This is a genomic window from Nitrospiria bacterium, from assembly GCA_036397255.1.
Taxonomy (GTDB): Bacteria; Nitrospirota; Nitrospiria; order DASWJH01; family DASWJH01; genus DASWJH01.
Genome location: DASWJH010000084.1, coordinates 1 through 13,291, shown reverse-complemented (window position 1 = coordinate 13,291; position 13,291 = coordinate 1). Strand labels below are relative to the sequence as shown.

Below are 13,291 nucleotides of genomic sequence, written 5' to 3'. Positions count from 1 at the left end.
GTTTAGGTTAGTTAAAATTGCTTAACGGGTAAGAGGAGTTAACCCCATTGGCTTTTCTCTGGGAATCCATTTTATAGAGGAGGAAAATCTTTTTTGGTATAATGTTCTAACCGGGTCTCAATTGAAATCCTGTTAACCCAAATAAGGGGTTTTTGCTTTTGTTAAAATGAAAACCTTTTTTTGTCAGTGTAAAAACCAGCTTCATTTTGAGAACTCATCCTGTTTGGTGTGTGGCCGTTTGGTGGGTTTTCTACCGGATCGTTATATGTTGGGTGGCTTGGACCCGGGACCCCACGGGTTATGGCATTTGCAAAATCCATCCGGAGTCCAAGGGCGATATCGAATGTGTGTTAACTACGTCACATATAAGGTGTGCAATTGGATGGTGGTTGAGGGGGATAATCACCCCTATTGTTTGTCTTGCCGGCTGTCCTTTTTAGCCCAAACTTTTTCTCTTTTCCTATTTGCAAATCAAATCACATCCATGAATTCCTCAAAGTCCTTTCCCTGTGTGGACTGCAAACATTTTTTAGGCCTTTTTTACCCGCTCAGGGGAACGAAGACATTAAACTTGCTATTCCCCGTAGCGAGCTTCGGGGTGACCGCTTAGGTTCCCCCTTTAGAAAAGGGGGATAAAGGGGGATTTGAGGATTTAGCTTTTCCTCTGAATATCCCGCAGTCTTGCTGCGGGGATTTTTATTGAAAAAAAATTTAGGGTTAAAATGAGTTTGTACCCTCAACCGGAAACCAGAATATCATAACGGTTTTCCCTCCCCTTTCACCCAAGGCCTTCCATTTTCTTTCGATTCAATTTTCAAACCCCAAAAGGGGTAGAAGTCATCGATCCCTCTTGCAACTGTGTTTGGCAGGACTCTCATTGGTTTCATTTAAAAGGATTGTGTTTCAGTTTTTGACCAATTTCAAAGAGTTGGTATACTTAAGAGTCCATCCAGGTTTTGTGAAATAATTTATTGGGAAGGAGTCTTTGTGAAAGAAATTCCTCAAGGGGGAATTAAGGTCATTGAAAAACGCGAATGGCAGCTTTGGGTTCTTACCCTGACCCTTTTAATTGCCTTCGGTGGATTTGCCGTGGTAACTTTTTTTATTTTCTCAAGCGACGGGGATGGGGTATCCCCTGCTTTTAATTTTATTTCTTATAAAGAAATAACAGGGTTTGTCATTCTTATTGGACTTTTTTGCGGTTATGCGGTCCAAGCCCGGGTTTCAATTGGGCGAACCAGACGGCTTTTAGAAAAACAGGCCATGCGGGACACCCTGACAGGGTTACTCAACCGGCAATATTTAGATGAACGGATTGAGGATGAAATCAATCGGGCGGAGCGGGCCCATCATCTTGTGGCCATTCTCCTTTGCGATTTGGATCGGTTTAAAAATATTAATGATACCTTAGGGCATCAAGTGGGGGATGAGGTTTTAAAAAAGGTTGCAAAAAGTATCCGGGATGCGACTCGGGGTGTCGATTTGGTTTTTCGTTGGGGAGGAGATGAAATTCTGGTGGTTTTATCAGAGACCACCCGTCAGGGGGTTTTGATCGTGGCGGATCGGATTCGAAAAGGAATAGGAAGAATAAACCATACCGCCCCGTTAGACCTGGATATTAGCATTGGGGTTTCCCTTTTTCCCGAGCATGGGAGGGATGTAGATGAATTGATCCGTTTAGCGGACCGTGCCCTGTATATTGCAAAAAAGGGTGGAGATAAAATCCACATCGGTGAGGAAGAATATCGCTTGGATGAAAAAACGGTAAACGTTGTTTTCCAAGCGGTGGTGGATGTCCGGACCAATACCGTGTTGGGTCATGAAGCCTTGAGCCGGGATCCAGAGGGTAAGTTGAGCATCCAGGATTTTTTTAAAAGGTATGAAGCCGTGGGCCAGTTGAAAGATCTCAAGTCACTTTGTTTTAAAATACAACTGAAAAAGGCCAGTGAACTCAACTTAGAACGGGTTTTCATAAATGTGGATTTTGGTGTTTTGGGTCAGTTTCAACCCTATCCAAAACCTCAAAATATGGAAGTGATACTTGAAATCTCGGAAGCGGAAGCGCTTTATGATATCGAAAATCATTTGAAAATCACTAAATTATGGCGAGCCCATGGGTATAAATTTGCCATCGATGATTTTGGTGCAGGATTTATTTCGTTGCCTTTCATCTCTCAGCTGATTCCGGATTATATCAAAATGGATCGGTCCACCATCGTACAAGCTGTTTCCTCCAAGCAATTTTTGAAATTTTTAAGAGATTTGGTTCTTGCACTCCGGAACTATTCCAAAGAAGGGATCATTGCAGAGGGTGTTGAAACTGAAGAAGAATTACAGGCGGTGAAGGATCTGGGGATTGACCCTGTCCAAGGGTATTTACTTGGTTTTCCAAAAGAGCTTGATGGTCCCAAAAAATAATTGCAGAGGGTTGTTATAAAAATGGCCTTGGTGAATTACGCTACCCATGAAATCAACGTGAAAATTGTTTATTATGGTGTTGGGCTTTGCGGAAAAACAACCAATCTTCAAAAGGTCTATCAGCGGATTCCCGGGGAAAGTAAGGGGAAATTAGCCATCGTGCCCACTCAAGGGGATCGGACCATTTTTTTAGATTTTTTCCCTTTTGAAGTGGGGGAGATAAAAGGTTTCAAGGTCCGGTTTCATATTTTTACGGTTCCTGGTCAGGTTTTTTATAATACCACCCGAAAATTGGTCCTCAGAGGGGCTGACGGGGTTGTTTTTGTCGCAGATTCTCAAATTGAGGCGTTTGATTCTAACCGGTTGAGCTTCCATAATCTGAAAGAAAATCTCTTAGAGGAAGGGAAAAAACTAGATAGGTTTCCCCTAGTCATTCAATACAACAAAAGGGACCTGCCCAATATTTCAACAATCGATGTTTTGAATCGTTTATTAAATGAATACAATGTCCCATTTTTTGAGGCCGTTGCATCGCAAGGAAGAGGGGTTGTTGAAACCCTTAGAAGTATTGGAAAAGCAGTAATTAAAGAAGTTAGGCCAATGGTGCAGAAATAAGACTTGTTGGTTTGGGCCTCCAGATTTTCCTCACATTAAATTTTAAGCACTATTTCTACTCCAACACCCATTTCTTTTTTCACCCAGACCATTTTCGTTCCGGAAAACCTCTTCTTCCTCGGAACCCTTAACCTTTGCGACCTTTACCCCTACTGCTTTTGATTTTAGGTCCTTTACACAATTTTAACTGAATCCAAACAGGGGTTCATTTCCCCTTTATAGAAACCTGAGGAGGGGGTGTTAGAACAGGTTTCAAAACATAAAAAGGAGAAAGAAATGAGATTTCTAAACTGTCATTTAAATAATCGATTCATGACACAAAAAGTTTTCGTAAGCCCGGTGGGGGGATTTTAAAAATCGGTGTCTTTAAAAAACGGTTACAACCCGGTTAGGGCGTAATCGTGATTTCCTTTTTCTGGCTCATCGTGGAAGTGAGTGGGTAAATTTCGTCATTACCCGCCTGTCCGGCGGGCACTTGCAGGCAGGGGAAAGCGGAAATCCAGGCCCTTCCCGTCATTCCCGCGAAACCTGTCCTCGAATGCCTCTATCGGGGAGCGGGAATCCAGAAGATGTTGATTTTTTGAATCCTGGATTCCTGCCTGCCGGCAGGCGGGCCTGATAAAACCATTCGGGAATGACGAACTGGATTTTGCAGGAACCTCTAATACTTCAAAGGCTTCAACCACAGAATGACTTTGACTTGACCCTTGCCCTGTATGGACCTTAAACACTTTTTAACAGTTTTCACCCACTCGATTACACGAAGACCCAAAAATATATGAACGGTGCTATTGTCTGGTTGGCCATTTTTGTAGGTCTCTATTGGATGTATTGCATCTATTGGGGAATCAAAGGTGCCTCCTCGGCATATACCGCCAGTGATTACTTTATCGCAGGAAGAAGAATTCCCATCTGGGTTTTTGTTCTAGCCGCCACGGCCACTTCATTTTCCGGTTGGACTTTCATTGGGCATCCGGGCCTTTAATACCGGGATGGGTTTCAATACGCCTATGCCTCATTCTACGCTATTACCATTCCTTTAACTGGAGTCATTTTTTTGAAACGCCAGTGGATGTTGGGAAAACGCTTCGGATATGTCACCCCGGGGGAGATGCTTTCCCATTACTTTCAATCCGACATAATCCGAAATCTGGTGGTCCTGGTTGCCTTGGTGTTTTCAATTCCATACCTGGGGCTCCAATTGCGGGCTTCAGGTTTTCTGTTTAATGTTTTAACCGATGGTTTGCTAGGGGTTGAGGCGGGGATGTGGCTGTTGTCCGCGGTTGTTTTAATCTACGTTGCTTCCGGTGGATTGCGTGCAGTGGCTTATGTGGACACCATACAATGTCTCCTTCTGGCCTTCGGCATTGTTGCCATCGGTTGGGCCACATTGAATTTTGTAGGGGGCTGGGGCCGGTTGAATGAAGGAATCGCCGCTTTGGCGCAAACAGATATCAACCGAACCCCGGACGGTTATAGTCATTACCTCGCCATTCCAGGGGTCATTCAATGGGTTCCTGAAGGAACCAAGGCCACCGGGGGTGCCTGGACGGGAATGATGATTCTGATGTATATGTTTGCCTTGATGGGTATTCAATCCGCTCCGGCATTTTCCATGTGGGCTTTCGCAAACCGCAACCCTAAACCTTTCGCCCCTCAACAGGTGTGGGCCTTTTCTTTCTGCATAGGTTTAATTCTTTTGGTGTTTACAGCCATCCAAGGGGGGAAGAGTCTTGAGGCTCAAGACCCGGGGGGAATTGATATTTTAAACGCCGATTTCGATATTTTCTACAAACTTCTTAAAAACAAAAATCACACCTTAAAAAGAGCCCTAACCGATCCACATCTGTTGAGCGGAATAAGCAATGCGTACTCCGATGAAATTTTTCACCGCCCCCGTTTATCCCCTATTGCAATGACAAAAAATCTAACGAAAGAAGAAACCAGGATTTTGTATAACGCGGCAAGAGCAACTCTCACCCAATGGGTGAACACCCTTCGGGAAGAAACTGGGGATAAATTTCCTGATAAAGTAACAGCCTTTCGGGATGGAATGTCTGTCCACGGGCGGTTCAAAAAACCCTGCCCCAACTGCAAAAGTCCCATTCAGCGAATTCGTTATAAGGACAACGAGACCCATTATTGTCCCACTTGTCAGACGCATGGAAAATTGTTAGCGGACCGCGCATTATCCCGGTTACTCAAAAAGGATTGGCCAAAAACGTTGGAGGAAATACAAAAGAAAAACTCCTTCAAGGCCATTTAAAGGCCACCCCCAATATTCGAGGGTGCCTTCCCCTGGGATATATCGGACACAAAAAAGACCTCTCTATTTCCAGGTCCCTTTGAGATAAGGTTTTCGGTTGACTCCACAGATGAACTTTAACACCAGGGGTATTGAAGTTCGCAGGTTTGATTTAAAAATTTTTATCACTTTTAATATCCTTTTAAACGTTGTAAACTTCATTGATCCATACCGCCCTAAATGGATAATTTTGAAATAGGATGAAATCTTTCCTGAAATCTATGCCATTCAATTTTTTTCACTTGGGTTTGGGATTTTGTATTTTTTTTACTTTTTGGTTAATTTCCTGTTCAACCCCTCAAAAAAAATCCCCCATCAATGGAAACATCCACCATGTGGTCATCTGCTGGTTGAAGGACCCGGGGAATCTGGAACATCGAAATAAATTGGTTGAAGGCTCCCAAATACTCTCTGAAATTCCCGGGGTTCTCAGTATGAAAGCAGGGTCTGTTTTACCCAGCCACAGAAATATCGCGGATAGCTCCTTCGATGTGGCCATTATGGTCTCCTTTCCCAATCCAGAAGCGATGAATTCATATCTCTCCCACCCCCATCACAAAAAATTGGTTAAGGAATTAGTTCAACCCCTGACTCAAAAGGTTTTGGTTTATGATTTTATAGATTAACCCCCTATGAATATTTCAGACCTTTTAGGGAGAAATTGCAAATTTTACACGAAAGATCAGGATTTTGACTCCTGGTTTAAAGTTGCTGAAATAGATTACCTTCAATTGATTGACCGGCTTTCTTGGGAGGACCTTTTTAAAGGCTTTTCAGGAGTCCCAAAATTGCTTGACGTTGGGTGCGGAACCGGAAAATTCCCATCCCTATTGACCCAAACCAAAAATTTAAAAAACCCCGTTATCATTTATGATTTTTTGGACCCTTCTCCCTATTCCCTTTTGGCTTTAAAAAAATCTTTAAATCCTCCGTTTTTGCCAGGAAAGCAATATCAAGCAACCCTTGAGACCCTTCCACTTCATCCATTCAACCTGGGACAGTACCAAATCATTTGGGCTATTCATTCATTGTATACACTTCCCTTTGAGCAGTTGCCCTCCAGTATCGATAAAATCCGCTCCCTGTTGAACCCCTTAAACGGGGTCTGTTTGATATATCTTGCGGCTCGTCATTCTTTTTATATCTCTTTTTACGAGCGTTACCTTCAGATCTTTTTTACTCCCGGTGAATTTTCCTCCTTTTTGGATGCCCAACGGGTAGTTTCTACCTTGGAGACCAAGGGTATTCGTTATGAAGTCACTTCCTTGAAGTTTTTTCACACAATCAAACAATCAGATACCTTAACCCTCGAGCGATACCTATCCAAATGCACCTTTGATTTACGTTCTGTTGAGTTTTGGTTAGGCCATCCCCCCATGGGGGATTTCCTCCAATCGTTTATTTTTGATGGGTGGTACCGTTTCCCACAAGAGGTTTGGCTTATTCAATTTAAGGGGAAAGGAAATTCATCCATCCATTCCCCTGCCGAGCCTTCCCACCCCGATTTCACCAAAATCTAAGCCCTTTTCCTTCCCGGATTCATTTCTTAAATTTTCACCGCCACTTTCAAAACCACTTTTTTTGGTTGCAGAACGATATAATGACCCTTAGCGCTTGGATGAACGTCGGGTAACTAACCTTTAGGGGCCTAGTCCGTTCCATTGGGTTTCCAAAAGGATAAGCGGGAAGTGAATATTTCAGGTGCGTGATTGAAGAAACAGGTTCCTCTCGTTCCCATTCCTGCTTGGCCCTAAACGTTATATTTTCAATCTTCCCCCTATCCGGGCAGGGCAATAGGGTTAGGTACAAGGAATCTACCTTGAATTCCTCTTCCCAATTATGCTATATCAGAGCATGAAAGTTGTTGGTTATCAAAAAAAGGTTTGACAATGAATTCAAAACCCAATCATTTTACAGACTGCCGAGCTTGTGTTGCCCGGGGAATCAGCCTTTTTTGCGGAGGGGTGACGGATGATGAATTAAATGAATTCATGGAAATTAAAAAAATCCATAATTATGACAAACATGACATTATCTTCCATGAAGATACTCCCTCCCACGGAATATATATCCTGTGTTCAGGAAGGATAAAACTGACGAACTCTTCACGATTTGGCCAGCAGCAAATTTTAAAGATTGTATCTGCGGGGGAAATTATTGAAAAAAATGGTCTCTTTAATACAGGCAAGCATACGGTAACCGCGGAAACCCTTGAACGGTCAGAAGTCACCTTTTTCGAACGAGAAGATTTTCTCACTCTTCTGAAAAACCATTCGGATCTTTCCATTCGTCTAATAAATGTGTTAAGTCAGGAACTGGAGAAGTCCCAACAAAGAATTAACCAGTTGACTTTTAAGGATGCAAAAGGGCGTTTGGCTCTAATTCTTCTGGACCTTGCAAAAAGTTATGGGGTTAAAAATAAGGACGGGATCGCCCTGGGCATCACTCTTAAACGGGAAGAAATTGCAGAAATGACGGGAATGACCCTTGAAACAGCGGTCAGACTTCTCAGTCAATTTAAAAAAGACCGGGTAATCAAAGTTGAAGGAAAACAAATTATCCTCATTAACCAACAAAGGCTTCAAACTCTATCCAATTAATTTTTTCGGTTTCCTCTATCCAATTCCTGTTGACTGCCACCCATCAATATTTTTCTTGATATCGATCAATGAAAAACCCTCTCCTTTCCGTTACGTTACGTACATTAGAACCGTCTCACCTCTACCACCTTACCTCACCGGAGAGGGTGTCTTGCTCAAATTAACCAAAAAGGCTGATTATGGATTGATTGCCATACACTATATCGCTTCCCGAAAAATTGAAGAAGTCGTCAACGCAAAAACCATCGCCGAACGATTTGATATTCCGGTAGAACATCTTGCAAAAATCCTTCAAAAAATGGCTAAAAAGGGGTTGGTTCGGAGTCAAAATGGTCCAAAGGGGGGATATTCCCTATCAAAGGAATTAAAAGATATTACCATCGGGGAGGTCCTCACAGCCATTGAAGGGCCCATTGAAATTACCCATTGTAATAATGGCAGTTCCCTTTGCCAACAACTGGATCATTGTACCATCCGAAGACCTTTACTAAAAATTCAGGAAAGTATCATCTTTTTTCTAAACCAAACCACTCTCGACAAATTAAATTCTGCTCCCGTTCCCATCCCTTCCCTTTCACCCTTTTAAGGAATACCCACAAAAAAAGTGGGGAGCATTCCAAAAAAACCGCAGGGGCTTCAAAATGGGTTGGGGTCTATTTTTGACTAATGGTGGGTTCAAAAAGAATTTGAATCCGGTTTCCATCGGGATCTGCCATATAAAAAGAACAGCTCCCATCCCTATGAAACCGAACGGGATTTAAAATGGGGGCACCCGCTTCTTCCATTTTTTTCGCAATAATTTCCACTTGCTGGGGGGATTCCACAATAAAACCGAAATGGTCAAGAAATTGACCAACACCCTGCTGAAAACGATCCAGATCTTTTGGGGAAATGGAATGAAGGGCCAAATTATCCTCTCCCGAGCTTAAGTAAACATTGTCGGAATCGGGTTCCCAAACAACCTTTAACCCCAATAATCCTTCATAAAAAGCCCGCGAGCGGGTCATATCCATCACCCAAAGCGCAAGGTGTTTCAACCCCTGAAAAGAAAGAGGGGAACGAGATAAGGTCTTCACTTCCTTTTTTTTCCCAATTGGCGGACCAGATATAAAATAAAAATGATGGGTGGGTCCATGCCCCCCCCCAATTGAAAGACTGTTACGAATAGCCTCCGTCAGGTACCCTTTGGCATTCTCTACCGCTTCACTTAAATCTGTTCCTAAGGCTAAATGAGCAGCAATGGCCGATGCATAGGTACACCCCGTTCCATGGGTATTGGGGGTTTCGAAAAACTCCCCTCTAAAAATCTTAAATTGCTTTCCATCAAATAAAAGGTCCGTGGCAGGTTCAGAAAGCAAATGCCCTCCTTTAATCAACACCGCTTCACTTCCATAGCCCTGGATGGTTTTGGCCGCCTGTTTTGCATCCTCCAATGTTTTAATCTCTTGTCCGGTTAATCGCTGGGCCTCATGAATATTAGGTGTTACCAGTCTGGCCAGGGGAAATAAGACCCCTTTCATTTTTTCAACCGCAGCGGGTTGGAGAAGTTCACAACCGCTTTTAGATATCATCACGGGGTCTACTACCAAATTCCGCACGCGGCGATCAAGAAGCTTTTTAGAGACCGCCTCAACGATTTCACTGGAGAAAAGCATTCCGGTCTTAACCGCCCCTAAATCAAAATCGTTAAAAACAGCCTCCAGTTGCGCCTCAATAAAATCGATGGGAAGGGAAAAAACGGCGGAAACGGTCCGGGTATTTTGAGCCGTTAAGGCCACCAAAACAGACAAACCAAAAACCCCATTGGCCTGCATGGCCTTTATGTCTCCTTGAATTCCCGCTCCGCCTCCCGAATCAGAAGTGGCAATGGTTAATACTTGTTTTAAATAGGCCATGGAAAGTTTTAAAAAAAGGATGAGCACGGGAAAAACCCGTGGTATGGATCATCTCAACACTACATTTTTTAACAACCGGAAAACCCCCTTTTTCGTTCTATAGGACCAATAAAGGTTTTATGAGATGCCGATTCCCTAAACAGACCAGAGGGTGAAAACCGTGATTCCCGCAAGGATAATTAAAAGGAAACTCGTTAACGTCAACTCTCCTTGTCCCCCCTTGTAACGGCTCCATTCTTCGGGATAGAGGGGTTTGCCCAAAAGGTAGAAACCGGGTTCAAAAAGATGAAGGGCTTTTTCTATCTCAATCACCGCTTGCTTGGCCATGATATGCCGGTTTCGGTGCTGTTTCATCTGATAAATGAGAACCCCTGTTAAAATAACAACGGCCAAGGCACTATATAAACGAAGGGATGGAGATCCAACATTAACCGGGAAAACAAAACATAGTACAATGATCCCCACATAGAAACCAATACCAAACCGACCGATCCTCGTCAGTTGTTCACGACGTTCATACACCTCTTTCTTAAAAATAGGATAGAGTGTTTTAAGCACTTCCACTTTTGTTGGATCTAATTGAATTTCTGCCATCTACCCCCTTTTTCTTTTCTTGAGTTCTTCTTCAAAGGTTTTTTGGTACAGCACATTCCATTCGGAACTTCCTTCAATAATACGGCGGGAATAGGATTCCAATTTGGCGCGGACCCGGCGATCCAAATCCTCATCCAGTTTCAATTCTCCCGAAAAAACCTTTTTAATCTCCCTAAGCACCTGAACCTCATCCCCTTGGAAAACACACCCCTTCTCGCGCTTCAATTGATTTAAAATCAGGTGGGAGAGGTGGGAGATTTTTTCTTCGCTGAGAAACATTTTTGGTGCTCTTCCTAGAGGTTAAAGAATAATCCCTCGGTCTTTGACCAATTTATTTTTTAACATCAAAAACATCTTTCGGTCATCCACGTCCCCTCGATCAATCTGGTCCTGGTAATTTTTTAAAATCTCTCTGACTTCTTCGTTAAGCCGGTCTTCAACCATCAACTCCTCCGAAATGAGGTGCTCAATTTTTTGAACCAGTTCTTCCTTAGGGAGATGGATCACACATAACCCTTCGTTGAGAAGTCGATCAAGAACTAAATTAGATATGGATAGAATTCGTTCTTTGGTGAGTCGCATTTTGTGGGACGGAAGCTTCTACCCGATTAAAGTTAACCATAACGGGGAACCTGGGGATCCGCCTGGGTGGACCATGCATCAATTCCACCCGCCAGGTTCTTCACCCGTTTAAAACCCATTTGAGCCAGGAAGTAAACTGCTTGAAGACTTCGAATACCATGATGGCAATAAACAACCATTTCCCTGTCCGTTTCCAGCTCATGGTAACGGGAAGGGAGTTCACCTAAGGGAATCAGCTGGGCCCCCTCAATCCGGGCATAAGCAAACTCCTGGGGTTCCCGAACATCCAATATGAAGAGTTCCTCCCCTCCATCCAATTTTTTCTTGATTTCGAGAGGGGTAGTTTGAACCTTGGCCATAAATGCTTCGTTTTCCATTGGTTTTAATATTACCCTCTAAAAAACCCTCACGTCAAGAACAGAAACCTGTTGAGACTCTCTTTCCTTTAAACCACCAGGGTTTGGAGGGAGGAAATGGAACCCCAAAGTGGTTTGACAAACTGTCTTTGCCCGTTATACTAACCATTAAATAAGATAATATATTTTAAAGCAGAGGCATCGGTGGGCGGAAAAATTTTGGTCATTGAAAAAGAGCAAAAAATTCTTGATTTGTGCAAAGATACCCTTTCCCAGAAGGGATATGCCGTCACCACCGCACAATCCGTCAAAGAGGGTCTCAGTCAAATTAAACAAGAAGAGTTTGACATTCTTCTCACCCAACTTCAATTCTCAGAAAGAAACGTTTACGATTTTTTGGATCATGTTCATGAAATTCAAAGCGATTTATCCAGTATTATCATTACCGAACAGGCTGACATTCAAAAAGCGCTTCACACCCTCCACTTAGGGGCCCAAGGAATTCTTTTAAAACCTTTCACGAACCAGGAGCTTTCCCAATGTGTTGAAGATGCCTTGGAAAAAAATCGACTGGTAAAGGAAAATGTCCGGTTAAAATTGCTTTTACCTCTTTTTGAAATCAGCCATGGCTGCATTCACCACGAAGACCTGGACGGTTTACTGCGAACTACCTCCAACGTTCTCAAAAGGGAATTAAAGGCCTCCAGTACTGCCATTTTCCTGAATGATCGTCAAACCCAAGAACTGGTTCTTCGTTTGGAGGACGATTTGCCGGAACAAAAAGAGCACCTGCTTTCCATGGCCGAATGGGTTGCCGAGCGGGAGGAAACTCTTATTTTGGTGGATCAAAGCCCTTCAGATCCTTTTTTTGAGCAGATCATCCTTCACTACCAACTTTCTTCAGCACTGGGGTTTCCGATCCGAGGAAAACAGGGAATTGTAGGTATTCTCATTGTCTTGAGAAAGCTCGAGCGAAATAAATTAAGCCAAACCGACATCGAATTTATAACCATTCTCTTAAATCATTTAGCCATTGCCATTGACAATAATAGGCTTTTTAATGACTTGGAGGAGTCCCATTTTGAGGCCATCAGAGCCTTAGCGGATGCCCTGGAAACCAAGGACGCCTACACTCGGGGCCATAGCGATCGAACCGTTGATTTTGCCGCCGACATTGCCAAACAATTTGGGCTTTCCCCGGAAGAGACAGAACATATTAAATATGCGGCCATTCTTCACGATATCGGTAAAATCGGAATACCGGAATCAATTTTAAATAAACCGGGTCCCCTTACAGAAGAAGAATTTGAGGTTATGAAAAAACATCCGGAATTAGGATCCAATATTGTAAAACAGATTAAGTTTTTAGCCCCGGTCGCTCCCCTCATTTTCCACCACCAGGAACGCTTTGACGGAAAAGGGTATCCCATCGGGCTTTCCGGGGATGCCATTCCCATGGGATCTCGCATCATCGCCGTTTTGGATGCGTTTGATGCCATGACCTCTGATCGTGTCTACCGAAAAGCGCCGGGAAAGGTTAGGGCCATCGCAGAACTCAAACAATTCTCGGGAACACAGTTTGATCCTCAGGTTGTGGCGGCTTTTTTAAACCTTCTTGAAGAAAACTAATTTTTTTCCATCTTCTTTAGCCCATCCTTCAATTCAACCGATGCAAAAAAAAATTCGAACCCCCTGCATGGGTTGGATTGGTCCTTAGTCCTCCATTTCATAATTACGATGACATTATCCTCCGAAAAATATAGCGCGGAGCTTCCCTCTGAGCTGCAAGCACTACAGATTTTCAAGAACAATCTATATTCTATGCATTAGCCGTCATTCCCGCGAAACCTGTCCTCGAATGCCTCTATCGGGGAGCGGGAATCCAGAAGTTGTTGATTTTAAAGAGCCTGGATTCCTGCCTGCCGG

At 43.3% G+C, this 13,291-nt stretch carries 14 protein-coding genes and 3 pseudogenes; 11 read left to right on the top strand and 6 right to left on the bottom strand.

Features of this window, described 5'->3' with window-relative positions:
• Positions 1–166 precede the first annotated feature (166 nt).
• From VGB26_11175 to VGB26_11165, 3 genes are all read left to right on the top strand, one after another.
• Positions 167–610, top strand: a complete 444-nt coding sequence (locus VGB26_11175) for a zinc-ribbon domain-containing protein (protein ID HEX9758339.1) — start codon at positions 167–169, stop codon at positions 608–610.
• Between the two features lie 377 nt (positions 611–987).
• Positions 988–2,418: a diguanylate cyclase gene (locus VGB26_11170; GenBank protein HEX9758338.1), complete on the top strand. Its 1,431-nt coding sequence runs from the start codon at positions 988–990 to the stop codon at positions 2,416–2,418.
• A gap of 21 nt (positions 2,419–2,439) precedes the next feature.
• Entirely contained in the window at positions 2,440–3,033 is a 594-nt protein-coding gene (locus tag VGB26_11165; GenBank protein HEX9758337.1) for a GTPase domain-containing protein, read from the top strand.
• Positions 3,034–3,485: 452 nt separating this feature from the next.
• On the opposite strand, the gene VGB26_11160 is transcribed toward VGB26_11165, so the two are convergent.
• Positions 3,486–3,764 (bottom strand): hypothetical protein, encoded by a 279-nt coding sequence (locus tag VGB26_11160; GenBank protein ID HEX9758336.1) that lies wholly within the window; start codon positions 3,762–3,764, stop codon positions 3,486–3,488.
• Between the two features lie 47 nt (positions 3,765–3,811).
• Here VGB26_11160 and VGB26_11155 point away from each other — a divergent pair, with 47 nt between their 5' ends.
• From VGB26_11155 to VGB26_11125, 7 genes and pseudogenes are all read left to right on the top strand, one after another.
• Positions 3,812–4,018 carry a hypothetical protein gene (locus VGB26_11155; GenBank protein ID HEX9758335.1) on the top strand — a complete coding sequence of 69 codons (207 nt, stop codon included), beginning with the start codon at positions 3,812–3,814 and terminating at the stop codon, positions 4,016–4,018.
• A gap of 39 nt (positions 4,019–4,057) precedes the next feature.
• Positions 4,058–4,498: pseudogene (locus VGB26_11150) on the top strand (sodium:solute symporter family protein).
• Between the two features lie 90 nt (positions 4,499–4,588).
• A complete protein-coding gene (locus VGB26_11145) occupies positions 4,589–5,299 on the top strand; it encodes a zinc finger domain-containing protein (GenBank protein ID HEX9758334.1) in 711 nt (236 codons plus the stop codon).
• 260 nt (positions 5,300–5,559) lie between these two features.
• Positions 5,560–5,964 (top strand): Dabb family protein, encoded by a 405-nt coding sequence (locus VGB26_11140; protein HEX9758333.1) that lies wholly within the window; start codon positions 5,560–5,562, stop codon positions 5,962–5,964.
• Between the two features lie 6 nt (positions 5,965–5,970).
• The gene (locus VGB26_11135) at positions 5,971–6,858 is read left to right on the top strand and encodes a class I SAM-dependent methyltransferase (protein ID HEX9758332.1); all 888 of its coding nucleotides are present in this window, start codon (positions 5,971–5,973) and stop codon (positions 6,856–6,858) included.
• Between the two features lie 369 nt (positions 6,859–7,227).
• On the top strand, positions 7,228–7,938 hold the full coding sequence (locus VGB26_11130; GenBank protein HEX9758331.1) for a Crp/Fnr family transcriptional regulator: 711 nt from the start codon (positions 7,228–7,230) through the stop codon (positions 7,936–7,938).
• 151 nt (positions 7,939–8,089) lie between these two features.
• Positions 8,090–8,524, top strand: coding sequence for an Rrf2 family transcriptional regulator (locus tag VGB26_11125; GenBank protein HEX9758330.1), 435 nt, complete (start codon positions 8,090–8,092; stop codon positions 8,522–8,524).
• A gap of 67 nt (positions 8,525–8,591) precedes the next feature.
• On the opposite strand, the gene VGB26_11120 is transcribed toward VGB26_11125, so the two are convergent.
• From VGB26_11120 to VGB26_11100, 5 genes and pseudogenes are all read right to left on the bottom strand, one after another.
• On the bottom strand, positions 8,592–9,014 hold the full coding sequence (locus VGB26_11120) for a VOC family protein (protein ID HEX9758329.1): 423 nt from the start codon (positions 9,012–9,014) through the stop codon (positions 8,592–8,594).
• Between the two features lie 30 nt (positions 9,015–9,044).
• Positions 9,045–9,833: pseudogene (gene thiD / locus VGB26_11115) on the bottom strand (bifunctional hydroxymethylpyrimidine kinase/phosphomethylpyrimidine kinase).
• A gap of 135 nt (positions 9,834–9,968) precedes the next feature.
• On the bottom strand, positions 9,969–10,427 hold the full coding sequence (locus VGB26_11110; GenBank protein HEX9758328.1) for a hypothetical protein: 459 nt from the start codon (positions 10,425–10,427) through the stop codon (positions 9,969–9,971).
• Positions 10,428–11,009 (bottom strand): annotated as a pseudogene (locus VGB26_11105) (DUF507 family protein).
• A 32-nt stretch (positions 11,010–11,041) separates the two neighbouring features.
• Positions 11,042–11,386: a rhodanese-like domain-containing protein gene (locus VGB26_11100; protein HEX9758327.1), complete on the bottom strand. Its 345-nt coding sequence runs from the start codon at positions 11,384–11,386 to the stop codon at positions 11,042–11,044.
• 183 nt (positions 11,387–11,569) lie between these two features.
• Between VGB26_11100 and VGB26_11095 the strand changes: the two genes are divergently transcribed.
• Entirely contained in the window at positions 11,570–12,994 is a 1,425-nt protein-coding gene (locus VGB26_11095) for an HD domain-containing phosphohydrolase (GenBank protein ID HEX9758326.1), read from the top strand.
• Positions 12,995–13,291 lie beyond the last annotated feature (297 nt).

Bases quoted from the DNA above. Each gene is read 5' to 3' on its own strand.
- VGB26_11130 (HEX9758331.1), top strand. From the start codon at position 7,228: ATGAATTCAAAACCCAATCATTTTACAGACTGCCGAGCTTGTGTTGCC.
- VGB26_11155 (HEX9758335.1), top strand. From the start codon at position 3,812: ATGAACGGTGCTATTGTCTGGTTGGCCATTTTTGTAGGTCTCTATTGG.
- VGB26_11140 (HEX9758333.1), top strand. From the start codon at position 5,560: ATGCCATTCAATTTTTTTCACTTGGGTTTGGGATTTTGTATTTTTTTT.
- VGB26_11100 (HEX9758327.1), bottom strand. From the start codon at position 11,386: ATGGAAAACGAAGCATTTATGGCCAAGGTTCAAACTACCCCTCTCGAA.
- VGB26_11135 (HEX9758332.1), top strand. From the start codon at position 5,971: ATGAATATTTCAGACCTTTTAGGGAGAAATTGCAAATTTTACACGAAA.
- VGB26_11165 (HEX9758337.1), top strand. From the start codon at position 2,440: ATGGCCTTGGTGAATTACGCTACCCATGAAATCAACGTGAAAATTGTT.
- VGB26_11145 (HEX9758334.1), top strand. From the start codon at position 4,589: ATGATGATTCTGATGTATATGTTTGCCTTGATGGGTATTCAATCCGCT.
- VGB26_11110 (HEX9758328.1), bottom strand. From the start codon at position 10,427: ATGGCAGAAATTCAATTAGATCCAACAAAAGTGGAAGTGCTTAAAACA.
- VGB26_11175 (HEX9758339.1), top strand. From the start codon at position 167: ATGAAAACCTTTTTTTGTCAGTGTAAAAACCAGCTTCATTTTGAGAAC.